Below are 26,691 nucleotides of genomic sequence, written 5' to 3'. Positions count from 1 at the left end.
GAGGGTCAGATGATGCGAGAGAACTTGGCCCGCGTGCGATCAGCTTGCAGGTAGCGATCAAACACCATGGCAATGCCACGCACAAAGAACCACCCCATGGCCGTCACACGCACCCCCTCATCACCGATCTCTACCAGGCCTTGGGTCTGCATGTCCTGGAGCTGATCCAACTCAGCAGCAAAGTAGCGGCGGAAGTCAATCAGCCAAGCTTGCTCCATGGGCTCAATAAGCAACTCGCCTTGGCACATCAAGGCCATGATGGCAGCACGGCGCACCAGATCGTCCCGATTCAGTGCCAAGCCACGGACCACGGGCAGACGCCCCTGGTCGAGGTGGTCGTAGTACTCATCCAGAGTTTTGGCATTTTGGCTATAGGTGGCGCCAATGCGCCCAATGGCCGATACGCCCAAGCCAATCAGGTCGCAGTCAGGCTGCGTGCTGTACCCCTGGAAATTGCGATGCAAGCGCCCTTGCCGCTTGGCGATGGCCAGGGCATCGGTGGGCAGCGCAAAATGGTCCATGCCAACGTACACGTAGCCCGCCTCCAAAAAGGCATCGAGCGAACGCGACAACATGGCCACCTTCGCGCCCCCTGTGGGCAGTTCAGCGGAGATGATGCGGCGCTGGGGCTTGAAGCGGTCTGGCAAATGGGCATAAGCGTACAGAGCAATCCGATCCGGGCGGAGTTGAGCGATCTGGGAGAGCGTACGGTCAAATGACTCAGGGGTCTGGCGTGGCAAGCCGTAAATCAAATCCACATTGATGGAATCAAACCCAATGGACCGGGCGGACTCCACCAAAGCAAAGACCTGCTCGGCGGGCTGGACCCGGTGCACGGCTTTTTGTACCTCAGTGTCAAAGTCTTGCACACCAAAGCTCAGCCGGTTAAAGCCCAACTCGGCCAGCAAGGCCAAGCGCTCGGCATCCACGGTCCGCGGGTCCACCTCGATCGAATACTCCCCTCCAGGCGCCAGCGTGAAACTGCGCTTGAGCATAGACATGAGTTCGCGCAAGCCCTCATCCGAGAGAAACGTCGGCGTGCCCCCCCCAAATGCAGCTGACTGACCACCTGCCCTGCACCACACTGGGCCGTGTGCAGATCAATCTCACGGCTCAGATAGCGCAAATAGACATCGGCGCGGTCATGGTGTTTGGTGATGATCTTGTTGCAAGCGCAGTAGTAGCATAGCGACTCGCAAAATGGAATGTGCACGTACAGTGACAATGGCATTGCCTTGGCACCTGTCCCCAGATGCCTCTGCGCCAATGCCAAGGAATATTCCTCTTGGCCAAATGCCTCCACGAAACGGTCTGCCGTGGGGTAGGAGGTGTATCGAGGACCTGGCACGTCAAAGCGGGTCAGGAGTTCTGGGGTAACTGCGGTCATGGGGATATCCTTGCGTACTAGCTTACTGTGCCGCACCCCTCCTCTTGCGTCCTTGACCTGCATCAAGTGAAGTCATCTCCACAAGAGCGACAATTTGATGCATATCATCTGCCACTACTCGCAGACCGAGGCATACCGGCCTCCCTCGTCGTGCACGATATGCCCGAACATCAACCAGGTTTCTGTGCCATGAATCCGCTCACCATCAAAGTCGCTTGCTCCAACTGCAACCTCCGCGAGCTTTGCATGCCCGTTGGCCTCAATGACGAACAGCTGCAGCGCATCGACGAGGTGGTGGCCGTGCGCCGCAAAGTCAAGCGCGGTGGCACACTCTTTCGCAATGGCGAAGCCTTCACCTCGCTGTACGCCATTCGCACGGGTTTCTTCAAGACCTGCGTAGCCACTGAAGATGGTCGCGATCAAGTCACGGGCTTTCAAATGGCCGGGGAGATCATCGGCCTGGATGGCATTGTGAATGATCACCATACCTGCGACGCCGTGGCATTGGAAGATGCCGAAGTCTGTGTGATGCCGTTTGATCGCATTGAAGAACTATCACGCGAAGTGACTGCACTACAGCACCATGTGCACAAAATCATGAGCCGCGAAATCGTGCGCGAACACGGCGTGATGCTCCTTTTGGGCAGCATGCGGGCTGAAGAGCGTTTGGCAGCCTTCCTTCTCAACCTGGTACAGCGCCTGCATGCCCGCGGCTTCTCTCAATCAGAGTTGGTGCTGCGCATGACCCGGGAAGAAATTGGCAGCTACCTGGGCCTCAAATTGGAAACCGTGAGCCGCACCTTCTCCAAATTCGTAGAGGATGGAACTGTCGAAGTTCGCCAACGCCACGTGCGAATTTTGGACACCGACGCGCTACGCCGCATCGTGAACAACCAACAAGCCTGCCACTGATCGGTTGGGTCTTGAGGCATGCCGACTAACGGAGGCATGCCATCCGGCCTCATGGGCAAGACGGTGTCTTGCGGCAATCGTCAGGTCGATCTTGGTCAGGCACAGGACAGCGGTTGAGTTCAAACGGTGACATGGCCAGCAGCGTGGTCAAAGCGCCGGACGCCATGGTCAGCACCCAGAAGGCAAAGAAGGCCAGCGTGTACACCCCCAGCCGAGACAATGCCAGCGGCTGCCCAAACCAGTGCAGGTCTTGGGGGTCAACCATTGCAAACACCAACACCTCCAAAGCCCCGGCGACCAAAAAGGCCGGCCAAGCAATCCACATCAAACGCTGTGTCCACATCGTGGTGTCTCCGTATGGTTTTGAGAAGGCATCGATGCCTGGGCCTACCGCACCGCCATGAAGGCCCAGGCTCCGCAACTAGCGGGGCTGGTCTTTGAGCGGTGTCACGGCATGGTTGCGGCCCTTGAGCGCAGGCGCCATGCCAGGCTGCGGGTTCTCCAGCCTCTTGTTGATATCAATGCCTTGCTGGTAGTAGTCTTCAGCCACAACGGGGTCAGGGCTGGAGACGGCAATCCACAAGGTAACGAAGCCCGCTACCACGACGATAGCGGGGCCAGAGAGCACCAGCCAAACATGGCCAAACTTCCACCAAGGAGCCGCCTGAACGGGAGCGGGAGCTGAAGAGGAAATCGAAGACATAGCAAACTCCATCAAAACGGGTAAGACAGCGAGACCACAGGCTGCTTACCGAGGAACCAAAAAGACCGTTTTTTCCGATACATGGGCGCCACCACCTTCCGCCCCAATCTCAAACGTCACAGGGTGCGAACCCGGCGTTGCGGACCCATAGGGCACCTGCAAGCGCACCGCCACCCAACGTGACTGCGCAGGCTCAATGTCCACAGCAGACTCCGATACAACCTCCAAGCCTTCCAGCCCCTTGGCTGCTACGTGGTAGCGCTGAGGCGACTCCGTCGCATTCATGATCTGGATACGGTAGATGTTCTCCAGCTTACCGCCCGCAACGATGCGAGACAAGGCGGCGCGATCCCGCACAACGTCGACCTTCAAAGGCGTTCTGGTCATCAGGCTGGCAAGCATGGCCACACACAAGGCCACCAGCACGGCGCTGTAAATCAACACACGGGGCCGCAGCACGCGCCGCAGGATCTGAGACTGCGACCAGCGCTTCACGACGCCGTTCTGGGTAGTGAACCGAATCAAGCCACGGGGGTACTTCACCTTGTCCATGACGGTGTTGCACGCATCCACGCACAACCCGCACCCAATGCACTCGTACTGCAGCCCTTTGCGAATATCAATACCCACAGGGCACACCTGTACACACAGCGTGCAGTCGATGCAATCCCCAAGGCCCTTGGCCTTGTGATCCACGGTCTTGCTGCGGGGCCCACGCGGCTCACCACGCGCCACGTCGTAGCTGACGATGAGCGTGTCCTTGTCAAACATGGCGCTCTGAAAGCGTGCATAAGGACACATGTACTTGCACACTTGTTCACGCATGAAGCCCGCATTGCCATAGGTGGCAAAACCGTAAAACAGCACCCAGAAAATCTGCCAGCCGCCCTGCAACGCGATCAGCTCAGCACCCAGCTCGCGGATCGGCACAAAGTAGCCAACGAAAGTGAACCCTGTCCACAGGGCTACTGCAATCCAAATGGCTTGCTTCAAAAACTTTTTGCGAACCTTCTCAAAGGTCCATGGACCGCCATCCAGGCGCAAGCGGGCACTGCGATCACCTTCGATCTTGTGCTCAATCCACATAAAGATTTCGGTGTACACCGTTTGCGGACACGCAAACCCACACCACAAGCGCCCTGCCACGGCAGTGAACAAGAACAGAGACAGTGCCGAAATGATCAGCAGCCCCGTGAGGTAGATGAAATCCTGCGGATACAGGACCAGACCAAAAATGTAAAAGCGGCGCGCGCCCAGATCGAACAGCACCATTTGGCGCTGCCCCCACTCCAGCCAGGGCAGGCCATAGAACACCAACTGGGTCAGGAACACCATGGCCCAGCGCCACCGGGCAAACAAGCCGCTGATCGATCGCGGGTAAATCTTCTTCTGCGCCTCATACAGGGAGACGATCTCAACCTGGCTGCTGGAGGCATCGGAAGCATCAGCCGCAACGGGAGCGATGGGAATGACCTTGCGAGGAGACTCGCTGGGTTGCTTCATGGTGGCGCTCTTTAATTCTTCAAAACTTCTCAACCCAAACAACAAAGGGCGGCATCACCCGATACCGCCCCTACCCAGCTTACTGAGCCTTGTTGTTTGACAAACCCCAAACATACGAGGCCAGCACCTTGATCTGGGCTTCCGTCAACTTTTCTGCCTGTGCAGGCATTTGGTTGACCTTGCCGTTGTTGATCATGGCAGTGATGGCCGCCTCACCCCAGCCATGCAGCCAGATGTCATCGGTCAGGTTGGGGGCACCCAGGGCCTGGTTGCCTTTGCCGTCCATGCCGTGGCAGGCGGCACATGCCGTGAACTTGGACTTACCCAAAGAGGCGCGCAAGGAATCATGGGGGCTGCCCGACAGGCTCAACACGTAGTGCGACAGGTTGCGCACATCTTCAGGCGTGCCCACTGCTGCAGCCATGGGAGGCATGTTGCCAATACGGCCCTTTTGCAAGGTTTCCAGAATCTTGTCTGGGGTGCCGCCGTGCAGCCAGTCGCCATCCGCCAGATTCGGGAAACCCTTGCTGCCGCGGGCATCCGAGCCGTGGCATTGCGCGCAGTTGTTCATGAACAAGCGCTCACCAATTGCCTTGGCTTGCGGGTCAACCGCAATGCTTTCAGGTGTCATGGCGGCAAAGCGTGCATACAGAGGCTCCAGCTCCTTGTTGGCCTTTGCCACTTCAGCCTCGTACTCGCCCTTCTGGGTCCAGCCCAGCTTGCCAGCCGAGGTGCCCAGGCCTGGGTAAGCCGCCAGGTAGCCCAAGCCAAAGATGATGGTGATAACGAACATCCACACCCACCAGCGTGGCAGGGGGTTGTTCATTTCAACCAGGTCTTCGTCCCAGACATGGCCTGTGGTGTTGTCGGCCGTTGCCACGACCTTTTTGCGGCCGGCCATCCAAAGCAGCAAGGCGCAGCCAAAGATGCCGATCAAAGTCAGCGCGGTCACAAAGACCGACCAGAAATTGCTGGTGAAGTCACTCATGGGTTTTTCTCATTCTGGTGGAGTTCATTCTTGCTCAAACGGCAAGCGAGCGGCCTCGTCGAACTGGGCGCGATTGCGGCCCATGTAGGCCCACACCCAGATGCCGATGAAGCAGACCATCGAAGCCAGCGTGGCCACGATGCGCATGGTGGTGATGTCCATTGCTGCTCTCCTTTACTTGAGCGCGCGGCCCATGACTTGCAGGTAGGCAATCAGCGCATCCAGCTCGGTCTTGCCCTTGACCTCATCCGCAGCGGCAGTGATCTGCGCGTCGGTGTAAGGCACACCCACCGTGCGCAAGGCCTTCATGCGGGGCGCGACATCCGTGGGATCAATGGTGGTCTTCTCCAGCCATGGGTAGGCAGGCATGTTCGACTCGGGCACCACATCACGCGGGTTGTTCAAGTGGATGCGATGCCATTCATCGCTGTACTTGCCGCCCACGCGGTGCAGATCAGGGCCTGTGCGCTTGCTACCCCACTGGAAGGGGTGGTCGTACACAAACTCGCCAGCTACCGAGTAGTGGCCATAGCGCAGAGTTTCTGCACGGAAGGGGCGGATCATCTGCGAGTGGCAGTTGTAGCAACCTTCGCGGATGTACACATCGCGGCCCATGAGCTGCACAGCGGTGTAGGGCTCTACACCCTTGACAGCCTCAGTGGTGGACTTCTGGAAGAACAGGGGCACGATTTCCACCAGACCGCCAATGGCGATCACCAGCAGAATCAGCACGATCATCAGGAAGTTGTTGGTTTCAATCTTCTCGTGGCTGAAACCGGCAGAAGCTTGCTTATTGTTTTGAGACATATTGGCTCCTTAAGGCTCAAGCGTGGGCTGCGTTCACGGCGGGAATCGCCACCTTGACCGAACGGCCAGAGATTGCAGTGGCCCACACGTTCCAGGCCATCACCAGCATGCCGCCCAGGTACAGCAGACCACCGGCTACACGGATCACATAGAAGGGGTAAGTGGCCTTCACGCTTTCAACGAAGGTATAGGTCAGCGTGCCATCAGGATTCACGGCGCGCCACATCAGGCCCTGCATCACACCGGCAATCCACATCGCAGCGATGTACAGCACGATGCCAATGGTGGCCATCCAGAAGTGCAGTTCAATGGCCTTGATGGAGTGCATCTTTTCACGGCCAAACAGACGGGGCACCAGGTAGTACAGCGAGCCCATGGAGATCAAACCCACCCAGCCCAAGGCACCCGAGTGCACGTGGCCCACTGTCCAGTCGGTGTAGTGGCTCAGGGCGTTGACGGTCTTGATGGACATCATCGGGCCTTCGAATGTGGACATGCCGTAGAACGACAAGGACACGATCAGGAAGCGCAAGATAGGATCGTCGCGCAGCTTGTGCCATGCGCCAGACAGCGTCATCACGCCGTTGATCATGCCGCCCCAGCTGGGGGCCAACAGGATCAGGGAGAACACCATTCCGACGGATTGCGTCCAGTCAGGCAGCGCGGTGTAGTGCAGATGGTGAGGGCCCGCCCACATGTAAGTGAAGATCAGAGCCCAGAAGTGCACGATCGACAGGCGATACGAGTACACAGGGCGACCTGCTTGCTTGGGGATGAAGTAGTACATCATGCCCAGGAAGCCTGCCGTCAGGAAGAAGCCCACCGCATTGTGGCCGTACCACCATTGCACCATGGCATCTTGCACACCAGCGTAGGCCGAGTAGCTCTTCATGAAGCCCGCAGGCACCGCAGCACTGTTCACCAGGTGCAGCAAGGCCACAGCCAGAATGAAAGCACCAAAGAACCAGTTGGCCACATAGATGTGCTTGACCTTGCGGGTACCCACCGTGCCGAAGAACACGATGGCGTAGGACACCCAGACCAGCGTGATCAGGATGTCAATGGGCCATTCCAGTTCTGCATATTCCTTCCCGGAGGTGTAGCCCAACGGCAGGCTGATCGCCGCCGCCAGGATGACCAGTTGCCAGCCCCAGAACGTGAACGAGGCCAGAGCGGGGGCAAACAACCGAACCTGGCTGGTGCGCTGCACCACGTAGTAGCTGGTGGCAAACAGCGCGCAGCCGCCAAACGCGAAGATCACTGCATTGGTGTGCAGCGGACGCAAGCGACCGTAGCTGAGCCACGGAATACCGAGGTTGAGTTCAGGCCAAGCCAGCTGGGCGGCGATGATGACGCCCACCAGCATGCCGACCACCCCCCAGACCACGGCCATGATAGAGAACTGCCGCACGACAGTGTCGTTGTAGTGCGCAGCATTTGTTTTTGGAAAATCCATCGGACACCTCTTTGTATTGCGATACAAGTTTTAACCAGACTGGCATTGCGGTTATTGACGAAAGTCAACCGTCCCGGAGAATGCGCTCCCCCTCTTGCTCCACGCTCTCAAACTGCCCCCGGTACACCGCCCACCACAGGCCCGCCAGGATCATGAGCACAAGCACCACAGACAAAGGAATCAGCAAATAAAGGATGTCCATCAGGCGGGCTCCACAGCATTGAATGAAGAGGCTGCTGGCAAAACACCCGCAACCGTAAAAGAAGAAGGGCCGCCCTGCTCTGCCGACAGAACGGCGGGCAAGCCTCTGGACAAGCGGGCCGCGTTCAGCACCACCAACAGCGAGCTGAGCGCCATGCCCAGCCCCGCCAGCCACGCAGGCATCCAGCCCACCACAGCCAAAGGCACGCACAGCGCGTTGTAGCCAGCCGCCCACCACAGGTTTTGGCGCACGATAGAAAGCGTCTTGCGCGCCAACAGCACCGCCTGTGGCACCAGCGCCAAGCTGTCGCCCAGCACCACAAAATCCGCCCGCGAACGCGCCAGTGGCACCGATCGGCCAAAGGCAAACGACACATGGGCGCCCGCCATCACCGGGCCGTCATTGAGCCCATCGCCCACCATGGCCACATGGTGGCCTTGGGCTTGCAGCGCTTGCAGCGCTTGCAACTTGTCTTGGGGGTACACGCACCACGGGCTTGTTCAATACCCGCCTGTGTTGCCACGCGCTGCACCGCCCCAGGGCGGTCGCCAGAAAGCATCTGCACCGCCAAGCCCGCCTTGGCCAGCGCCTGCACCACGGCAGCCGCTTCGCCGCGCACATCCTCGACCAACCCAAAGCGGGCCAGTTCCAGGGACGATTCCTGGCCAGACTGTGCGCCGTCCTGCGCAAGCACCACCCACAAAGCCGTTGAATCCAGGGGCCCAGCAAGCGCTGCCCCCACAGCATCGGCCGCCCCATCAGCCACCCCGGCATGCACAGCCGACCCCAGGCGCACACGCCCCAGCGGCTGCTGCGCAGTGCGGTCAAACACATCGGCACTCAAGCCCAAGCCTGCCTGTTCTTGCAGATTGGCAACCTGCCAGCGCCCATCGTCAGCGGGCGCAGCGGCCACTAGTGCACGCGATGCCGGGTGCAACGACTGCCGCGCCAACGCTGCGGCCAGCGACAGGGCTGCCACCTTGTCCAGCGCCGAAGCCGCCAAGCGCACCTCTTGCAGCGCCATCGCATCGCGCGTCAGGGTGCCTGTCTTGTCAAACACCACGGTATCGATCTGCGCCAGCGCCTCCAGCCCCTGCAGGTTGCGCACCAGCACCCCTTGCCGCGCCAGCGTGCCCGCTGCCGTCAGCATGGCCACTGGGGTGGCGAGCGACAGCGCACAAGGGCAAGTCACGATGAGCACCGCCACGGCCACCATCAATGCATGGCCTGGGTCTTTGGGCCACCACCAGGCCGCCGCCAAAAAGGCCGCCAGCAGCACTGCCACCAAAAAGGGCCGGGCAATGCGATCCGCAAGCTGGGCCAGGCGGGGCTTTTGCAGCGATGCGCTTTCCATCAGCGCCACAATTTGTGCAAACCGGGTTTGAGCCCCCACGCACTCCACGCGCACCTCCACAGGCGCCTGCAGGTTGTAGCTGCCGGCCGTCACCGTGCTGCCCAAGGGCCGATCCACCGGGGTCGATTCCCCCGTTAGCAGCGCCTCATCGGCCTGCGTGCTGCCCAGCGTGATGGCGCCATCGGCCGGAAACGCCTCGCCCGGCAGCACCCGCACCGTGTCGCCCACCACCAGGCGGCGCACCGCCACGCGGGTGAAGGTGCCGTCAGCTCCCAGCCGCTCCACACTGTCTGGCAAGCGGTTGAACACCGCCTCCAAGGCTCCCGCCGTGCGATCGCGCAGCCGCAGCTCCAGCCAGCGCCCCGTCAGCAGGAAGAAGACAAACATGGTGAGCGAGTCAAAGTACACCTCGCGCCCAAAAATGCCGTTGGGGTCAAACGTGCCCGCCGTGCTCACCGCAAAGGTGATGCCCATGCCCAAGGCCACTGGCAAATCCATGCTCACCCGCCGCTGGCGCACATCGCGCAACGCGCTGGTAAAGAAAGGCCCGCAGGCAAAAAAGATGACGGGCAGCGAAATCACCCACGATGCCCAGCGCAGCAGCGTCTCCATCTCTTGCGACAGATCACCCGGCTGCGCCACGTAGGCAGGCCACGCATACATCATCACCTGCATCATGCAAAAGCCCGCCACCAGCCAGCGCCACAGCGCTCGGCGGTTTTCCACCTGGCGCTGCCCACGCACAAACGCATCCATGGCAGGCATGGCCCTGTAGCCTGCGGCCTGCACCGCATCCATCCACTGCGATGGCAGCACCCTGCCCGGCTGCCACACCACCCGGGCACGCCGGGTGGCCGCACTCACGTCCGCCTGCAACACACCGGGCACAGATTTCAGTGCGTCTTCAATCGTGAGGGCGCACGCTGCGCAGTGCATGCCATCCAGCACCACATGCGAATCCCACGCCGTGCTGGCAGGGTCACTGCCCGCAGGCACGTCCAGTGCGGCACCGGCTGCCGTGCAGGGGCGGCCAAAGCCCGCCCACTCCTGCGGATCGTCGAGCAGGGACGGCGAAGCCGGTGGTGTAGTTGGCGCGACCGCAGTCTCGGCAAGAGGCACAGCGGCAGCAGGCGTCACCTGTGATTCGGACGCGCCAGAGCGAAACATTGACATGGTTCAAGCCTATCCGGGCAACGTGACATGTCTATTGACCTGGATCAAGTCACAAAAGATGATGCATCCTAAGCTTGTTCCATCACTTTGAGGAGCCCATCATGTACAAACGCATCCTGATCGCAACTGACGGTTCGCCCTTGTCCGACAAGGCCGTGGAAAGCGGCCTGTCCCTCGCCGCACTGACGGGCGCCTCCGTGGTGGCCCTCAAGGTCGTCCCACGCTACCCACGCAGTTACTTTGAAGGTGGCATGCCGGTGGACGCTGGCGACGTCAAGCGCATCGAAGGCCAGTGGGGTGATGCCGCCCAAGCCATGGTGGACGCCGTCAAAACCCAAGGCGAAGCCCAGGGCGTGACCGTAAAAGCCGTGACCGCCAAGTCCGACCTGGTGGCCGAGGCCGTGATCGCTGCCGCCAAAAAGCACAAGTGCGACCTGATCGTCATGGCATCGCACGGCCGCAAGGGCCTCAAGCGCCTGCTGCTGGGCAGCGAAACGCAGCATGTGCTGACACACTCGCACATCCCTGTGCTGGTGCTGCGTTAAGCATCCAAACAGGTTCTAGCGCTTATCAACCAAGCGCTACAAGCTATTAAATAAATAGCAAACCCCGATAAGGCGCAACGCCTTATCGGGGTTTTTCATGGCCGACTGGATTGCGGGCGGCTCAGTGATTGCCCAGATACAACTGCGCCATGCGCTCATCGGCCAGCAGCCCGTGTGCGGGGCCCTGCAGCACGCACCGCCCCTGGTCCAGGATGTAGCCCTGCTGGCTGATCTGCAGCGCCTGGCGCGCGCGCTGCTCCACCATCAGCACCGCCACGCCTGCGGCGGGCAGCTCTTGCACCATGTCAAACACCTTGCCGACCAGCGAGGGCGCCAGCGCTGCCGTGGGCTCGTCCAGCACCATGATGCGCGGCGATGGCATGAGGGCCCGCGCAAAGGCGAGCTGCTGGCGCTCGCCGCCCGAGAGGTTGCTGGCGGGCTGAGGCAGTCGTTCCACCAGTGCCGGAAAGTCGGCCAGCACCTCGTCCATGCGGCGCTTGATGTTTGCCACGCCGCGCACCACCAACAGGTTCTCGCGCACGGTGAGCGACGGAAACACATTGGCCACCTGCGGCACGTAGGCCAGCCCTGCGTCAAAGCGGTCTTCGGCCGACAAGGCCGTGATGTCGCGCCCACCCAGGTGGATGGTGCCCGCCACCCTTGGCAACAGGCCCAGCAGCGCCTTCACCAACGTGGATTTGCCCGCACCGTTGGTGCCTGCAATGGTCACGATCTCGCCCGGCGCCACGGTCAGGTCAATGCCGTGGATGATGTCCACCTCGGAATACCCGCCGCGCAATTGCGCGATCTGCAGCAAGTTGTCTTCGCCGCTCATACCACCCCTCCCATGTAGGCTTCCTGCACGCGCGGGTCGTCCAGCACCGTGTGCGGGTCGCCCTCAGCCAGGATGGAGCCCCGGTCCATCACGATCATGCGGTTCGACAAGGCCTTGAGCGCCTGCAGGTGGTGCTCGATCACGATGAACGCAATGCCCTGCCCGTTCAGCTCGCGCACGCGGTCACAAATCTCTTCGATCAGCACCGGGTTCACCCCGGCAAACGGCTCGTCGAGCAGGATGCAGCGCGGGTCCAGCATCAGCACCCGGCCCAGCTCCACCAGCTTCTTCTGCCCGCCCGACAAGCCCCCCGCCGTCACATCGCGCACCCGCGCCAGGTTCAAAAACTGCAGGATGCGGTCCGCCTTGGCAGACAGCTGCGCCTCATGCTCGCGCAGGCTGCGCGTCTGGAAGAAGGCATTCACCAGCCGCTCCCCTTGCGGGTTGGCGGCAGCCGCCATCAGGTTCTCGTGCACCGTGAGGCTCTTGAACTCGCGCGGAATCTGAAAGGTGCGCACCAGCCCTAGCCGCGCGCGGCGGTAGGGGGGCATGCGGGTGATGTCGTGCCCCTCAAAGTGGATCTGCCCTGCATCCGCTGGCTGCTGCCCGGCAATGGCGGCAAACAGCGTGCTCTTTCCCGCACCGTTGGTGCCTGCTACGCCCAGAATCTCACCTGCGTTCAATTGCAGTGACACACCGTCCACCGCCTTGAAGCCCCCGAATTGCCGCGTGACGGCCTCCACCTGCAGCATCGTTGTTGCGGTCATTGGGTTTTGCCTCCAAATAGGCCGTTGGGCTTGTACAGGGTGACCAGAATCAGCGCCAGGCCGACCGCTGCCAAACGCAGGCTGGCCATGCCAACTTCTGACACGCCCGGCACCCAGTCCTTGGCAAAGCGCGAGCCCTCCAGAAACACCATGAGCAGCAGCGAGCCAAACACCGCGCCGCGCACCGTGCCCGAGCCGCCCATCACCAGTCCCATCCACACATAGAACGTGATGAGCGGGATGAACTGCTCTGGCGTGATGAAGGTGATGAAGTGCGCATAGAACGCCCCCGCCACGCCAGCCAGCGCCGCCCCCAGCATGAACACCTGCACCTTGAACCAGGCAGGGTCCTTGCCCAGGGCCGACAACGCGGGCTCATCATCGCCAATGGCCTTGAGCAGCCGCCCAAACGGGCTGGCCGCCAGGCGCACCGTGCCCCAGGCCACCACAGCAACCACCGCCAGCAGCGTGGCAAAAATCGCCATATCCGACACACCACTGCCCCAGGACGCAAACAGCTTGGGCAAGCCGGGCAAGCCCTGCACGCCCTTGGTCAGCCAGCTTTCTTGCTGAATGGAGATGCGCACCGCCTCCGAAAAGCCCAGCGTCACGATGGCCAGGTAGTCGTCCCGCAAGCGCAGCGACAGCAGCCCAATGGGCAGCGCCAGCAAGCCCGAGAGCACAGCCGCCGCCACAAAACACAGCACCAGCGGCACGCCTTGCAGCGCCAGCAGGCCCGAGGTGTAGGCGCCCACGGCGAAGAACGCCACGACGCCAAAATTGACCAGCCGGGTCAGGCCGAACTGCAGGTTCAGGCCCAGCGCCAGCAGGCAGTAAATAAGGGCAACGATTCCAATGGCACACAGGTAAGCAATCATCGGTCGAACTCCTTACCGCACCAGTTGCACGCGGCCCATGATGCCGGCCGGGCGTACCAGCAGCACCAGGGCCAACACCACAAACGACAGCACCAGCTTGTACGACGGCCCCATCAGTGGCACCGCCAGCTCTTGCGCCACACACAGCAGCAGCGCACCCAGCACCGCGCCCACCGGGCTACCGATGCCGCCCAGCACCATGGCGGCAAACGCGGGGATTAGGCTCTCCCACCCCATCTCGGGGCTGACCACAGCCTTCATGCCCAGCAGCACGCCACCCAGTGATGACAACGCGCCCACCAACAGCCACAGGCTCAGCATCAACCCATTGGCGCGAATGCCGCTGGCCCGCGCCAGGTCGGCACTGTCAGCCACGGCACGCAGCTGTCGGCCAAAGCTGGTGCGGTAGATCAGCACAAAGACCACCAGCAGGCAACCGGCGGCCACCGCCGCAATGGCCAGGTCGGTGGGCAACACGCGAATGCCGCCAAAGTTCCAGGCGCGCACCAGGGGCAGGTCAAACGTGCGCTGGTCATGCCCGGCAAAAAAACCGATCAGGCTGCGCAGCAAAAACCCGAGCCCAATGGCCGCGAGCATGGACGACACCATGGGCCGCCCGGCCAGCTTGCGAAAGATCAGCGTGTACGAGCCTGCCGACACCACGGCCGTGACCACCATGCTGATGAGCGCCGCCGCCCACAGCGGCCAGCCCCCCAACAGCTGCACCGCCACGGCAGCGTAGGCGCCGGTGGTGAGCATGTCGCCCGTGGCTGCGTTGGGAAAGCGGTTGACGCCCATCACCAGGGTCATGGCCAGGGCAGGCAGTGCCACCACCAGGCCTTCGATCAATCCGTTGATCAGCAGGTTTACAAAGTCGATCCAGGTCATTGCGTCATTCCGTCATCCCATGCACATCTGCGCTGTGCGCCGCAAAAAAATGCCCGGGGCCTGCATCTGGCAGGCGCACCGGGCGCGGTCCGTCACATCGTGATGGACACCACGTCGCGCCGCACCAGTTGGCCCTTTTCGATGATGAACACGCCAAAGTCCGGCGTCACATCACCCGCCTTGTCAAAGTCCAGCTTGCTCGATGCGCCTTCGTAGTTCACCTTGGCCTTTTTGGCCAGTTGCGCCTTGCCTTCGGCAAAGGTGAACACGGCCGTGCCGGGGGCGTTGGAGACATCGCGCATCTTGGCGTTGATCTGCTCTACCGTGGCCTTGGGGCCAGCAGCCTCCATGGCCAGCGCCAGCGATATCACCATGTCGTACGCCATGGCGGCGTAAATGTTGGTGGAGGCCGCCTTGCCCGTGGCCTTGGTGAAGGCCGCGTCAAACTGGGCATACGAAGCGCTCTTTTCGTTGGACACCGTGTCCACCGAAATGATGCCCTCGCACACCTCTGCGCCCAGGGCCTTCACCAGGTCGGGGTTGGCCGCCCAGCCGGGGATGATCCACTTGGTGTCGGCACCAGACTGGAACCACTCGCGCAGGATGATGGTGGTGTCGGGCAGGTACGAGCCCATCACGATCACATCGGGCTTGGCAGCCAGAATCTTCTGCAGCTCGCTGCGGTAGCTGGGGCGGCTGGGCTCGTAGGTGACGTGTGCGGCCACCTTGCCGCCGCGCTTTTCCCACACCTTGGTGAAGCCTTCGACATTGCCCAGGCCCGAGGCGTTGTTGAACGCCATCGTGGCCGGGCGCTTGAAGCCGCGCTTGGCGCAGATCTCGGCAAAGGCCGCGCCAAAGCGGTCGTTGGTGGCCTGAAAGCGCCACACCAGGTCCTTGGTGTCCAGCGTGGAAATGGCGGGCGCGCCCGACACGTTCATCTGGATGATGCCTGCCGCATCCGTCAGCGGCATCACTGCCAGCGTCACGCCCGAGGCCCAGGTGCCCAGCACCGCCTGCACCTTGTTCACCTCGATCAGCTTCTTGGCGGCCAGCACGGCCGCGTCGGGCTTGGTCTGGTCGTCTTCGGTGAACAGCTCCAGCTTGCGTCCACCCGCGCCGCCCGCGGCATTGACCTCATCCACTGCCAGGCGGATGGCCTGCTGCATGCCCGGGCCGTAGGGGCTGCCTGCGCCGGTGATGGGCGTGAGCGAGCCAATGCGGAACACCTCACCTTGCTGGCTGAAACCGATGGAGGGAAGGAACTGCAGAGCCGCAGCGGCGCCGCCGAGCTTGACGAAATTTCTACGTTGCATGGTGATCTCCGGTAGGGGGGTGGGATGGGGGTGAGGGGGTGAAAGGGACTCAAAGGGTGTTCTTGACCCACACGCCGTCCTTGGCGATGGCGCGAATGCGCTCGCCCTGGTTCAGCAGGCAGGTGATGTCGGTCAACGGGTTGCCATCGACCAGCAAGATGTCGGCAATGGCACCGACCGTGACTTCGCCCAGCTGGCCTTGCTGGCCCAGAATCTCCGCGCCAATCAGCGTGGCCTGCTGCAGCACCGGGCCATTGCCCAGAATCTCCGCGCGCAAGCGCAACTCGTCCGACTGCAGGTAATGCGTCTCGGCCAGCAAGTCGCTGCCCAGGCCCATCTTCACGCCCGCCTTGGCCAGGATCTCGATGGCCTGCTTGCCCTGGCCGCGCACCGAATCGATCTTGGCAATCGACACCGCAGGCAGGCCATAACGCTCGCCCTCGTTGGCCAGGCCCTCGTAGGTGATGAGCGTGGGCACCATGAAAGCCCCCATCTCGGCCATGAACTCTGCCGTAGGCGCATCCACCAGGTTGCCGTGCTCGATAGTGCGCACGCCGCAGCGCACGGCACGGGCGATGGCGCGGGGCGTGTAGGCGTGGGCCATGACATAGGTGTTGGCATTGGATGCCTCTTCCACAATGGCGTGCAGCTCGGCCTCGGAATAGCCCAGGTTGCCAATTGGGTCGTTGGGCGAGGCCACGCCGCCCGAAGCCATCACCTTGATCTGCGTGGCGCCCTTCAGAATTTCTTCACGCACCGCCAGGCGGCAAGCATCCACGCCATCGACCACGCGACCGATGTTGCCGAGCTTGTAGGCGCACGAACACACATCCAGGTCATCGTTGCGCTGGCGGAAATCCGCATGCCCGCCCGTTTGCGACAGCGCCTTGCCCGCAGGGAAGATGCGCGGCCCCTGCACCAGCCCCGTGCGCACCGCCTCGGCCAGCGACCAGTCGGCGCCGCCCGCATCACGCACAGTGGTAAAGCCCCGCTCCAGCATGCCCTTCATGATGGGCAGCGAGCGCATCATGGTGAACACGTTGGGCATCTTGGCCACGGCACCCAGGTTGAACGAAGACGCCACCACGTGCACGTGGCAGTCGATCAGGCCGGGCATGAGCGTCATGCCGCGGGCGTCCAGCACTGTGGCGCCTTCAGGGGCCACCAAGTCAGCCCCCACGGCGGCAATGCGGCCGTCCTGCACCAGAACGGACAGGCCGGTGCGCAAAGTCAGGGCATGCACATCCAGAACGCGGCTGTTTTCAATCAACAAAGTGGTCATGAGCAAGGTCAAGAAGGTGGCAGAAGCGTGATGGAGGACTTCCGGAATACTCATGGCACTGCAAAGTGCAGGCCATGGGTGTCAGGGGTGAATGTCATAGCCTCAACTTGGTGCGGTGCACCATCTCTCAGAGGTAAATCCATGACATCGATATGTCACAAGATGCATTTATCAGGCCAATTGCCCTTGGCCGCAACGCCTAAAATCTCACCCACCCATGAGCATCACTCATACCAAGGGATAACCCTATGCGCCGCCTCTGCCCCACTATTTCGGAGCTGAACGCCTTTCACTCCGCCGCCAAGCACCAAGCCTTCACCATGGCCGCGCGCGAGCTGTGCGTGACGCAAAGCGCCATCAGCCGCCACATTGCGGCGCTGGAGGACTACCTGGGCCAAAAGCTCTTCATCCGCAAAGCCACGGGACTAGAGCTGACCGAGGCAGGCGCCACCTACCTCAACGCCACCCGCCCTGCCATGGCCGCGCTGGAATCCGCCACGGCACAGCTCATGTCGTACGGGGGCGATGGCGGCTCGCTCAACCTGTCGGTGCCGCCCACGTTTGCGGCGCAGTGGCTCTTCCCACGCCTGGGGCACTTCAAGCGCACGCTGCCGCAGGTGTCGCTGAACTTTGTGCGCTACCAGCACGCGCACGACTTTGCGACCCCGCACGAGTTTGACGCCGCCATCCAGTACGGCTACGGCAACTGGCCCAGCGCCAATGCGCGCTACCTCATCGGCAAAGAGACCAGCATCGTCTGCAGCCCCCAACTGCGCGACGCCCTGCCCCTGCGCACTCCGCAAGACCTGATGCGCGCCACGCTGCTGCAACACATCGAAGTGCCCCTGGCATGGCAAGACTGGATGGAGGCTAACGGCCTGGACACCAGCGCCAGCCGCTTTGGGCCGGGCTTCAACCTCTACTCACTCATCATCCGCGCCGCCGTCTCAGGCTTTGGCGTGGGCATAGTGCCCACCTGCCTGGTGGAAGACGAACTGCAGGCAGGCACTCTGGTAGAGCCCCTGAAAGACCGCTTTGACAGCCCGCTGGGCTACTACCTGTGCGCACCCACGGCCCGCACCAATTTGTCGGTGTACCGGCTGGTGGCCGGGTGGCTGGAGCATTGCTGCAACCATGCGGAGGGTGCTGCCACGCCTGTGGCTGCAGAGGCTGGGGCGGGCTGCATTTTTTGCGCGCCACAGCAAGGTGCTAACGGCGCCAACGCAGTCACCACCGCTGCAGCCATGGCGGGTTGACTAGGCCAGCACGATGGCGCCGCCGGGCATCGCGTGAACAGTCTTTAATAAAAATATGCCTCTAGCGCTTATAGATAAAGCGCAAGTAGCTATCAATTAAATAGCAATCACCTCTTGCATCCACCAGCCAAGAGAGGCCTCACTTGGCTCGGCATTGAGAAGAAGTGTGCGACACCAAGGAGTAATCGAACTCCGCATCGATGGAGATGCACGCCGACTCCGGCGATGAGGGTGCAAACCACGCCACTACTTCGGCACCGTTTTCAGCATCGTGAAAGAAACGGTCGACCTTGGACCATTCCACCTTGAAGCTCTCGCTGTCTCTGCAAAACATTCGGGTGCTGGTGTAGCTCTTGCCGGAAACGACGTAGCTGTATTCCAGCACTGGAAACTGGCCAGTGAACTGCCGAGTGCCTCGGCCTACCTGCACTGGGCGGCTGTCCATTTTGAGGAAACGCACCGGTGTGCTGAGGTAGGCGCATGGGGTCACCGGAGGGGTCAGAAAGACAGGAGCAAGGGATGCCCCGATGATCGCTACCAAGGCGATTCCGAGGGGGATGGCGAGGACGCGGCGATTCATTGGAGAGGTCTGACGAGGCTGTGTAATAGTCCGATTCCACATTACCAACGACGGCATATGGCGCACCGCATCTGACGATGCACATAGCTTTTTTCGGTCATCTTTGAAGAGGGCGACAACGGAAAACCTGCCAACCGAACAGTCTCGAGAGCAGACTACAGCGATTGAGACTATTCGCTCTTGGCACCGTGTGGCAAAAGGTAAGACCTGCTCCCCAGCTATTCACAAGCACCTGCAGCAGTTATGCCAGGAGTCATGTAAGCGAATGTTCGGAAACCAAGAAAAACCGTCAAATCAAACATTAACGAAACCTACCCTTTTTGCACATCCATGAACTTCAACGAAATAAATCTCAAGGGCACGTTTTGCCTGGGAAGTGCCGAGTTTCCATTCACCCCTGGCGAGCATGTGGACGCACTTTTCGCGCAATCAGGCATTGTTTTGCAAGGCAAAACGCGCTCTGCACGCTTCTCGTATTTTGAACTTGCTGAGCTAGAGATAAGTGGACCTGGTACGGTAACAACAGGTGGTGGTTTTGTGGGCGGAGGTTTTGGTGTTGAAGGAGCCCTTCAAGGTATGGGAATTGCAACGATCCTAAACGGGCTTACCACGCGATCAAAAATTCACACCTTCATCACCCTAATCACCAATTTTGGCGAGTTGCACCTCCACTACGACAAGATGGAGCCCTCTGCTTTGCGCGTGGTTCTCGCATCAGTCTTTCAGCGCTTGCGCTCTTGCAACCCCCAATGGCACCAGCAGCGCGCCTCCGTTTTGGAGCTAGCGCGGGCATCTGGGAAAATTAACGATGCAGAGTATTCGGAATTGCTTAGCCGTCTGAGCAAGCCTCCTGCATGGCCAGATCCCGTCGCAGAGGAAGCGCTCCGCAAGCAAGAAGCCGCAGAGCGCAAGCGTCTTGCTGACGCTCAAGCTCCTCAAGGCATTTGCCCCAATTGCGATACAAAAATCAGTATCTACTCCGAAGAATGTCCCCGATGCAGGGCCAGCTTTGGACCAGGCTCTGCATGGTCTGTGAAACCTCTGGCCGCTTGAGCATATCTCCAAGGTCAGGTCTTGCCTTTTGCCTCCAACCCCTTTCAAACCACATTCGTCTCCGGGCCGTGAGAATTAGGCACGAGCAGCCACAAGTACGCAAAAGCTAATCAGGCCCGCGATGGCGGGCCTGATTAGTTGGGTAGAAGTGAGGCTCGCCTTTGCGTACTACACAAACAACCCCTTGTACTGATCCCGCAGCAGATTCTTCTGCACCTTCCCCATCGTATTGCGCGGCAGTTCCGCCACCACAAAGCACTTCTTGGGAATCTTAAAGTTGGCCAACTGCGACTTGAGCTGGGCCACGATGGCATCGGCGTCCAGGCTGGCACCGGGCTTGGCAATGACCACGGCCACGCCCACTTCGCCAAAGTCGGGGTGTGGCACGCCAACCAGGGCGCTTTCGGCTACGCCGGGCATGTCGTTGATGTAGCCCTCGATCTCTGCGGGGTAGACGTTGTAGCCGCCGCTGATGATGAGGTCTTTGCTGCGGCCAACGATATGGGCATAGCCGCGCTCATCGACTTTGCCCACGTCGCCGGTCTTGAAGTAGCCGTCTTTGGTGAACTCTTCCGCTGTCTTTTCGGGCATGCGCCAGTAGCCCTTGAACACGTTGGGGCCCTTGACCTGGATGCCGCCGATTTCGCCCACGGGCAGGTCTTTGCCGTCGTCGCCCTGCACGCGCAGGCTCACGCCCGGCAGGGGGAAGCCCACGGTGCCGCCACGGCGTTCATCCTGGCCGTTGTAGCGCTTGTCGGCGGTGTAGGGGTTGCTGGTGAGCATGATGGTTTCGCTCATGCCGTAGCGCTCCAGGATGGTGTGGCCGGTGCGTTGCTGCCAGTCTTTGAAGGTCTCGATGAGCAGCGGTGCAGAGCCTGCGATGAACAGGCGCATGTTCTTCACCGCCTGCTTGTTCAGTGCGGGCTCGGCCAGCATGCGCACGTACAGCGTGGGCACGCCCATGAACACTGTGGCGCGGGGCATGGCGGCGATGACGGCCTTGGGGTCGAACTTGGCCATCCAGATCATCTTGCTGCCGTTGATGAGTGCGCCGTGGATGGCGACGAACAGGCCATGGACGTGGAAGATGGGCAAGGCGTGAATGAGCACGTCCCCCTTCTTCCAGCCCCAGTAGTCCTTGAGCATGACGGCGTTGCTGAGCATGTTGCCGTGCGTGAGCATGGCGCCCTTGCTGCGGCCGGTGGTGCCGCTGGTGTACAGGATGGCGGCCAGGTCGTCGGCACTGCGGGCCACGGCCTGGTGCTCGTCGCTGTGGTGCGTAGCGCGCTCCAGCAAACTGCCGCTGCGGTCGTCGCCCAGGGTGAACACATGCTGCGTGCCCAGGGTGAAGGCGATCTTGCTGACCCAGCCAAAGTTGCCGGGGCTGCACACCACCACGGCGGGCTCGGCGTTGCCGATGAAGTATTCGATCTCAGCGCTTTGGTAGGCGGTGTTGAGGGGCAAGAAGACGTAGCCCGCGCGCAGCGTGGCCAGGTACAGCGCCATGGCTTCGACCGACTTTTCGACCTGCACGGCCACGCGGCTGCCTTCGGGCAGCTTGAGCGATGCGAGCAGGTTGGCGATGCGGGCGCTGGCGCGGTCCAGGTCGCGCCAGGTATAGAACAGCGGGGAGCCGTCTGCTGCCGTGGTTTCGACGGCAGTGCTGTCCAGGTCAGACGGGAAGGCGGCGCGCAAGGCGCTGAAGAGGTTGTGTTGGCTCATGGCAATTCAGGAGTAACGGAGGTGAGCGGTTGAGGAAATGGTGAGCTTTGAATGAAGCGGTTGATGGATTCGGCGCAAACTGGGTGGAAGCGTTCGAACAGATTCTTTCGACGGGCTCAGGACAGGGGGCGGCGACAAGCCTGTGCAAACCTCGCGCCAGGTTTCGACAAGCTCAACCCGAACGGATATTTGAGGTTCACAGAGGCGCGTGTTCGCCATCCCACCCTCATTGCGGGCTCCGCCCGATCAGATATTTCAAGTTCACAAAGGCACTCTCAATCAAACTGGGGCGAACGCTTTTCTAGAAAGGCAGTGATGCCTTCGCGGTGCTCGGGGCTGTCGGCATAGGCGTAGGGGTCTTGTGGGCCGTTTACTATCATTTCAATAGCTGCTTGCGCTTTACCGTCCTGCGCTATAGGCATTTTTAATGCCCTAAGCACCTGTTTGTTCATGCGGGCGGCGCCGGGGGCCAGGGCGGCGATGCGGCGGGCGCTGCCCAGGGCTTCGGTGGCGACCATGTCGTCGGCCACCACACGGCTCAAAAAACCGCGCGCCTGCATGTCTGCGGCGTTGAAGGTGGCGGCCTCTAGCAACATTTGGCGGGCCGTAACATCGCCCACAGCGCCTGCCACCAACTGCGCCTCGCGCGGGGCCATGGGAAAGCCGAGCTTAGCAATGGGGGCGCCAAAGCGGGCCGATGCACCAGCCACGCGCACATCGCAGCAGCTGGCAATCTCTACCCCCGCGCCCATGCAGGCGCCGCTGATGCTGGCCACGATGGGCACATCGCACACCAGCATGGCATTCAACCCGCCCCACACGTCGTTTTCATGAAAGTCGCGCAGCGCTGCGGCATCGAAGCGAAAGCCGGGGTATTCCGAAATATCGCCCCCCGCACAAAACGCCCCGCCCTCGCCCGCCACCACCACGCAGCGCGCATCGGCGCGGTGCTGCACGTCTTCAAACACCGCACGCAACTGCCGCCACATCGCCCGCGACATGGCATTCAACCGCCCGGCGTGACGCAGCGTGACATACACCACACCGCCCTCACCGACTTCCATTAATACTTCACCCGACATGTTGGCAATCCATCCACTTGTGCAAGCTACTCATATCCGTAGGCATTCATAAATACAAATCCGTTCACTGAGCGCAGTCAAAGCGCCGCGCAAGGCTTCGACACGCCTGTCCTGAGCCTGTCGAAGGGCTCAGCCCGAACGGTTTGGGTTCTGATGAACTGAACACAAATCCGTATCAGCCCTCAGAGCCCGCGCGGCGCCATCGCCAGTGCCACCGTGGAGCTGGCTCTGCCAGGCCACCGGTGGCGTCCCCCTTCAGGGGGATGGCGCAAAGCGCCTCAGGGGGCTAATCCAGTTTTGCGCCAGAGGCCTTGACCACCTCCGCCCAGCGCTTGACCTCGCTGCTCACAAACGCACCAAACTGCTGCTGCGTCATGCCGCCGTAGTCAGCGCCGTTGGCGGCCCAGATGGTCTTGAGTTCATCGAAGGTGCCCAGGCGCTTGGCTTCTTCCACGATGCGCGCTTGCACATCGGCGGGCGTGCCCTTGGGGGCCCACAGGCCGTACCAAGTGGTCACGGTGTAGTCGGGCAGGCCCACTTCGGCGGCGCAGGGCACGTCGGGGAAAGCCGGGTTGCGCTTGGCACCCGACACCATCAGCGCCTTGATGCGCCCGCCCTTGATGTGCGCGGCCGACGAGCCCAGGCCGTCGAACATCATGTCCACATTGCCGCCAATCAGGTCTTGCAACGCCGGGCCTGCGCCACGGTAGGGAATGTGCGTGATGAAGGTGCCGGTTTGCTGCTTGAACAACTCGCCCGCCAGGTGGTGCGATGTGCCCGCACCGGCCGAGCCGTAGTTGAGCTTGGCGGGGTTTTTCTTGACGTGGTCGAGGAACTGCTTGAAGTTGGTCGAGGGGATCTTGGGGTTCACCACCAGCACCTGGGGCACGCGCGCCAGCAAGGCCAGCGGGATGAAGTCTTTCTCGATGTCGTAGTCGAGCTTGGGGTACATGGCCGGTGCGATGGAGTGGTGCACACCGCCCATGAACAGCGTGTAGCCATCGGCCGCCGCACGGGCTGCAAAGCTGGCCCCCACGGTGCCGCCTGCGCCACCCCGGTTGTCAATCACCAGCATCTTGCCGGTGGACTTGGAAAACTGCGCCGCCAGCGGCCTGGCAAAGGCGTCGGTGCCGCCCCCGGCCGGAAAGGGCACCACCAGGTTCACTGGCTTGGAAGGCCAGGCCGATGCCTGCGCCCACAGGCTGCCCGTGCCCAGCAAACCCAGGCCCGTGCCAGCGGCTGCGCGCAGCAGTTGGCGGCGCTGCAGGTGTTGGCGCTGCAGGTTGTTGTCTCTCGTCATTCCTTGTCTCCTGTCGTCGTTATAAAAATAGGAAAGTCCGTCCCTTGCCATCTGCCGCAGCAAGCCCAGGCGGCGTGGCAATCAGTTGCGGCAAAGGCTGTCGATGTCTCCCGACACTGGCACTTTGCCCTGCGCCAGCAAGCCGCGGTGCTTGTCTATGCGCTTCAAGTCGTACAGGTAATTCACCATCAACCCATACGATTGTTTCAGCCCCTTGGCGGAGGGGTCGCCCGCCCAGTTCAGGCGCTCCACGCGGGCCCCGTTGCCCAGGTGAAAGCGCGCCACGGCGTCCACCGGCTTGCCCTCTTGCATCTCGCGGCCCAGATAGTACGCCGCGCACTCCAGCAGCATCTGGCGCACGGGGGATTTGGCATCCAGCTCCAGTGGCTTGTCCAGCGCTGCCAGAAAGTGCGTGGGCTGTGGCGGCTCAAACCCCACCGCACGGCCCAGCTCGCTGCGGCGCTTGTCGTCCAGGCGCTCTAGCATCGCACCGGCATGCTTGCCCAGCCAGGCGCGAAAACCCGGAATGGGCGACAGCGTGGCAAAGGTGCGCAGCCGTGGAAACTCTTGTGTCAGCGTCTCCACCACATGCTTGATGAGCGAATCGCCAAAACTCACCCCGCGCAGCCCCGTCTGCGTGTTGCTGATGGAATAAAAAATGGCCGTGGTGGCCTTGGCCAGGTCGGCCGGGGCGGCGGCCTCGTCCAGCAGGGGCGTGATGCTGGACGAGATTTTGTCGACCAGCGCCACCTCCACAAAAATCAGCGGCTCGTTGGGCAGCCGGGGGTGGAAGAAGCCGTAGCAGCGGCGGTCGCTGTCCAGGCGGTTTTTCAGGTCGGCCCAGCTGCGGATGTCGTGCACCGCCTCGTACTTGATGAGCTTTTCAATCAGCGAAGCGGGCGAGTCCCACGACAGGCGGCGCAGCTCCAAAAACGCCACGTCAAACCAGGTCGAGAACAGGTGCTCCAGCTCGGCATCGAGCGCCAGCAAGCGCTTGTCGCTTTTGAGCAGCGGCAGCAGCTCAGCGCGCATGTCCACCAAAAAGCGCATGCCTTCGGGGAACACCGCAAACCGCTGCAACAGCCGGGTGCGCGGCGACACCAGCGCGCGGCGCAGCGAGATTTCGGCCTGCCCTTCTTCGGCTGTGCCTGCGGCGGCCTCGTAGCGCTGGCGGGCCGATTTGAACTGCGTGGCATCGGGCGCAAACTGCTCGCACAGCAGCAGCCACATGTCGCGCCGCTCTTCGGCCTCGGCCGTGGCATACCACTCAGCCACCGCCTGGGCACGGCGACCACCTTCGAGCTCGCTCACCTGCGGGGCCACCACTTCCTGCAAGTCGGTCAGCAAGCGGCGCAGCGCACGGGGCGACAAGGCCTCTTGCCCCCGGCGCAGCGTGGCCTGCAGCCGCTCGTGGGTAGAGCGCGGCACCGCCACCTTGGCCACTACGTCGGTCACGCCGGATTTGTCGGTACTGGTGCGGACCTGCTTTTCAGGGCCTTTGCCGCCCTCTTTGGCGGCTGCAGGGGCGGCAGCGCGCAGACGGGAGACACTGCGGGAGATCCATTCGGCGGTGCTGTTCATGGTGTCAACCTCGATTGCTGGTTACGGGCCACATCGCGCAGCGCATCGCGCTGGCGCAACAAATGGGAGCGCATGGCGTCTTCGGCAGCGGCACTGTTGCCCGCCTTGAGGGCGGCAAACACGGCCAGGTGCTCGGACAGGCTTTGTTGCAGGCGGCCTGGCGCATGCAACTGCTGCAGACGGGCCAGACGCAAAATCTTGCGCAAATCACCAATCACCTGGGCCAGCCAGCGGTTGTCCGCCAGGGTGATGAAGGCCTCATGGATGGCGTGATTGGTGACGTAGTAGTCGGTGATGCGGCCTTCGCTGGCGCACTGCTGCAGGCGCTGGTGCAAGGTCTCCAGCGCCGCCACATCGGCACTGCTGGCCTTTTGCGTCGCCTCGTGGGCGGCACGCCCTTCCAGCAAGGCGATCACGGGGAAGATTTCGTCCAGGTCGCGCTCGGTGACCTCGGCCACAAAACAGCCCCGGCGCGGCTCATGGCGCAGCAGCCCCTCGGCCACCAGCACCTTCAGCGCCTCGCGCAGCGGCGTGCGCGAAATCTCCAGCCGCTCGCACAGCGCAGCCTCGTCCAGAAAGCTGCCTGGCGGCAGTGCGCCACCAAAAATCTGCTCGCGCAGCCGCGAGGCGACTTCATCGTGCAGTGAATTGGGAACCGGGCGCATGGTGTGAAACCGCTCCTGAAAATGTGCGAAACCGCCTTGCATACGGAGTGCTATCACAGCCTGGACTACCGCCCTTTTCGCTGCTTACCACTCACTGCTCTGCAAGCTTTTATCGCGTTGCAGGTGACTGCAATTTCTCATAATTACGCAAAATAACAAGGGGGAAACCCTGAGTTTGGGGGGGTTGGGGATGCACAAAATTTAAGGGGTGCAGCCTGGGGACAACACCTGGGTAGCTGGGCTGGGTGGTGGGGGCAAAGCGATGCCGGCTTGGCGGTGGGCGCTGCTGTGGCCCACGGGGGTATTGGAATATCAACAAAAACAGTGCTTAGCGCTTTTGGAATAAGCGCCAACAGCTATTAAATAGATAGCAAATTACAGAGATTGCTAAGGCTGACGATGTCGAAGGCGCAAGATCCGCGCCCCGTCCGCCAGATACGACAGTGATCATCTGCCGCA

At 61.7% G+C, this 26,691-nt stretch carries 24 protein-coding genes and 2 pseudogenes; 4 read left to right on the top strand and 22 right to left on the bottom strand.

Annotated elements, in window-relative coordinates; translation table 11 throughout:
* Positions 1 to 5 precede the first annotated feature (5 nt).
* Positions 6 to 1,387, bottom strand: a pseudogene (gene hemN, locus EAG14_RS07995) (oxygen-independent coproporphyrinogen III oxidase).
* 189 nt (positions 1,388 to 1,576) lie between these two features.
* Here hemN and fnr point away from each other — a divergent pair.
* Complete coding sequence (gene fnr, locus EAG14_RS07990) at positions 1,577 to 2,299, top strand: fumarate/nitrate reduction transcriptional regulator Fnr (RefSeq protein WP_099655852.1); 723 nt, start codon at positions 1,577 to 1,579, stop codon at positions 2,297 to 2,299.
* Positions 2,300 to 2,348: 49 nt separating this feature from the next.
* Here fnr and EAG14_RS07985 read toward each other — a convergent pair whose 3' ends face one another.
* The 9 genes and pseudogenes from EAG14_RS07985 to EAG14_RS07945 form a co-directional block, all read right to left on the bottom strand.
* Positions 2,349 to 2,642 (bottom strand): hypothetical protein, encoded by a 294-nt coding sequence (locus EAG14_RS07985; RefSeq protein WP_099655853.1) that lies wholly within the window; start codon positions 2,640 to 2,642, stop codon positions 2,349 to 2,351.
* Positions 2,643 to 2,720: 78 nt separating this feature from the next.
* The gene (locus EAG14_RS07980) at positions 2,721 to 3,002 is read right to left on the bottom strand and encodes a FixH family protein (protein WP_099655854.1); all 282 of its coding nucleotides are present in this window, start codon (positions 3,000 to 3,002) and stop codon (positions 2,721 to 2,723) included.
* Between the two features lie 45 nt (positions 3,003 to 3,047).
* A complete protein-coding gene (gene ccoG, locus EAG14_RS07975; protein ID WP_121728537.1) occupies positions 3,048 to 4,505 on the bottom strand; it encodes a cytochrome c oxidase accessory protein CcoG in 1,458 nt (485 codons plus the stop codon).
* A 79-nt stretch (positions 4,506 to 4,584) separates the two neighbouring features.
* On the bottom strand, positions 4,585 to 5,493 hold the full coding sequence (ccoP, locus tag EAG14_RS07970) for a cytochrome-c oxidase, cbb3-type subunit III (protein WP_099655856.1): 909 nt from the start codon (positions 5,491 to 5,493) through the stop codon (positions 4,585 to 4,587).
* Between the two features lie 24 nt (positions 5,494 to 5,517).
* Positions 5,518 to 5,655, bottom strand: coding sequence for a cbb3-type cytochrome c oxidase subunit 3 (locus EAG14_RS07965; RefSeq protein ID WP_099655857.1), 138 nt, complete (start codon positions 5,653 to 5,655; stop codon positions 5,518 to 5,520).
* Between the two features lie 12 nt (positions 5,656 to 5,667).
* Positions 5,668 to 6,300: a cytochrome-c oxidase, cbb3-type subunit II gene (gene ccoO, locus EAG14_RS07960; RefSeq protein ID WP_099655858.1), complete on the bottom strand. Its 633-nt coding sequence runs from the start codon at positions 6,298 to 6,300 to the stop codon at positions 5,668 to 5,670.
* A gap of 16 nt (positions 6,301 to 6,316) precedes the next feature.
* Complete coding sequence (ccoN, locus tag EAG14_RS07955; RefSeq protein ID WP_099655859.1) at positions 6,317 to 7,756, bottom strand: cytochrome-c oxidase, cbb3-type subunit I; 1,440 nt, start codon at positions 7,754 to 7,756, stop codon at positions 6,317 to 6,319.
* Between the two features lie 64 nt (positions 7,757 to 7,820).
* A complete protein-coding gene (gene ccoS, locus EAG14_RS07950) occupies positions 7,821 to 7,958 on the bottom strand; it encodes a cbb3-type cytochrome oxidase assembly protein CcoS (protein WP_044398643.1) in 138 nt (45 codons plus the stop codon).
* Positions 7,958 to 10,479: pseudogene (locus tag EAG14_RS07945) on the bottom strand (heavy metal translocating P-type ATPase). Before EAG14_RS07945 ends, ccoS begins: the two are co-directional and overlap by 1 nt.
* Before the next feature lie 107 nt (positions 10,480 to 10,586).
* Between EAG14_RS07945 and EAG14_RS07940 the strand changes: the two are divergent.
* Positions 10,587 to 11,030, top strand: a complete 444-nt coding sequence (locus EAG14_RS07940; RefSeq protein WP_099655861.1) for a universal stress protein — start codon at positions 10,587 to 10,589, stop codon at positions 11,028 to 11,030.
* A 121-nt stretch (positions 11,031 to 11,151) separates the two neighbouring features.
* Here EAG14_RS07940 and EAG14_RS07935 read toward each other — a convergent pair whose 3' ends face one another.
* From EAG14_RS07935 to EAG14_RS07910, 6 genes are all read right to left on the bottom strand, one after another.
* Positions 11,152 to 11,865 carry an ABC transporter ATP-binding protein gene (locus EAG14_RS07935; RefSeq protein ID WP_121728536.1) on the bottom strand — a complete coding sequence of 238 codons (714 nt, stop codon included), beginning with the start codon at positions 11,863 to 11,865 and terminating at the stop codon, positions 11,152 to 11,154.
* On the bottom strand, positions 11,862 to 12,632 hold the full coding sequence (locus tag EAG14_RS07930) for an ABC transporter ATP-binding protein (protein ID WP_121728535.1): 771 nt from the start codon (positions 12,630 to 12,632) through the stop codon (positions 11,862 to 11,864). The genes EAG14_RS07935 and EAG14_RS07930 overlap by 4 nt, the downstream gene beginning before the upstream one ends.
* The gene (locus EAG14_RS07925) at positions 12,629 to 13,510 is read right to left on the bottom strand and encodes a branched-chain amino acid ABC transporter permease (protein ID WP_099741468.1); all 882 of its coding nucleotides are present in this window, start codon (positions 13,508 to 13,510) and stop codon (positions 12,629 to 12,631) included. Before EAG14_RS07925 ends, EAG14_RS07930 begins: the two co-directional genes overlap by 4 nt.
* Positions 13,511 to 13,522: 12 nt before the next feature.
* The gene (locus EAG14_RS07920) at positions 13,523 to 14,398 is read right to left on the bottom strand and encodes a branched-chain amino acid ABC transporter permease (RefSeq protein ID WP_121728534.1); all 876 of its coding nucleotides are present in this window, start codon (positions 14,396 to 14,398) and stop codon (positions 13,523 to 13,525) included.
* 92 nt (positions 14,399 to 14,490) lie between these two features.
* Complete coding sequence (locus tag EAG14_RS07915) at positions 14,491 to 15,711, bottom strand: ABC transporter substrate-binding protein (RefSeq protein WP_121728533.1); 1,221 nt, start codon at positions 15,709 to 15,711, stop codon at positions 14,491 to 14,493.
* Positions 15,712 to 15,760: 49 nt separating this feature from the next.
* On the bottom strand, positions 15,761 to 16,993 hold the full coding sequence (locus EAG14_RS07910; protein WP_121728532.1) for an amidohydrolase family protein: 1,233 nt from the start codon (positions 16,991 to 16,993) through the stop codon (positions 15,761 to 15,763).
* A 248-nt stretch (positions 16,994 to 17,241) separates the two neighbouring features.
* Here EAG14_RS07910 and EAG14_RS07905 point away from each other — a divergent pair, with 248 nt between their 5' ends.
* Positions 17,242 to 18,249 carry a LysR substrate-binding domain-containing protein gene (locus EAG14_RS07905; RefSeq protein ID WP_121728531.1) on the top strand — a complete coding sequence of 336 codons (1,008 nt, stop codon included), beginning with the start codon at positions 17,242 to 17,244 and terminating at the stop codon, positions 18,247 to 18,249.
* A gap of 139 nt (positions 18,250 to 18,388) precedes the next feature.
* Here EAG14_RS07905 and EAG14_RS07900 read toward each other — a convergent pair whose 3' ends face one another.
* Entirely contained in the window at positions 18,389 to 18,739 is a 351-nt protein-coding gene (locus EAG14_RS07900) for a hypothetical protein (RefSeq protein ID WP_162995937.1), read from the bottom strand.
* 420 nt (positions 18,740 to 19,159) lie between these two features.
* Here EAG14_RS07900 and EAG14_RS22705 point away from each other — a divergent pair, with 420 nt between their 5' ends.
* The gene (locus tag EAG14_RS22705) at positions 19,160 to 19,882 is read left to right on the top strand and encodes a hypothetical protein (protein ID WP_162995936.1); all 723 of its coding nucleotides are present in this window, start codon (positions 19,160 to 19,162) and stop codon (positions 19,880 to 19,882) included.
* 168 nt (positions 19,883 to 20,050) lie between these two features.
* On the opposite strand, the gene EAG14_RS07895 is transcribed toward EAG14_RS22705, so the two are convergent.
* From EAG14_RS07895 to EAG14_RS07875, 5 genes are all read right to left on the bottom strand, one after another.
* Positions 20,051 to 21,604 carry a malonyl-CoA synthase gene (locus tag EAG14_RS07895; RefSeq protein WP_121728529.1) on the bottom strand — a complete coding sequence of 518 codons (1,554 nt, stop codon included), beginning with the start codon at positions 21,602 to 21,604 and terminating at the stop codon, positions 20,051 to 20,053.
* Positions 21,605 to 21,879: 275 nt separating this feature from the next.
* Entirely contained in the window at positions 21,880 to 22,686 is an 807-nt protein-coding gene (locus tag EAG14_RS07890; RefSeq protein WP_121728528.1) for an enoyl-CoA hydratase/isomerase family protein, read from the bottom strand.
* Between the two features lie 286 nt (positions 22,687 to 22,972).
* Positions 22,973 to 23,986, bottom strand: coding sequence for a tripartite tricarboxylate transporter substrate binding protein (locus tag EAG14_RS07885; RefSeq protein WP_099655870.1), 1,014 nt, complete (start codon positions 23,984 to 23,986; stop codon positions 22,973 to 22,975).
* Positions 23,987 to 24,067: 81 nt separating this feature from the next.
* Positions 24,068 to 25,567, bottom strand: a complete 1,500-nt coding sequence (locus EAG14_RS07880) for a malonyl-CoA decarboxylase (protein WP_099655871.1) — start codon at positions 25,565 to 25,567, stop codon at positions 24,068 to 24,070.
* The gene (locus EAG14_RS07875) at positions 25,564 to 26,232 is read right to left on the bottom strand and encodes a GntR family transcriptional regulator (protein WP_099655872.1); all 669 of its coding nucleotides are present in this window, start codon (positions 26,230 to 26,232) and stop codon (positions 25,564 to 25,566) included. The genes EAG14_RS07880 and EAG14_RS07875 overlap by 4 nt, the downstream gene beginning before the upstream one ends.
* Between the last annotated feature and the right edge of the window lie 459 nt (positions 26,233 to 26,691).

This window comes from Acidovorax sp. 1608163, from assembly GCF_003669015.1.
In the GTDB taxonomy this organism is placed as follows: Bacteria; Pseudomonadota; Gammaproteobacteria; order Burkholderiales; family Burkholderiaceae_C; genus Acidovorax.
Note: the sequence above shows the minus strand (reverse complement) of the source record. Positions and strands in the feature narration are given on the sequence as shown.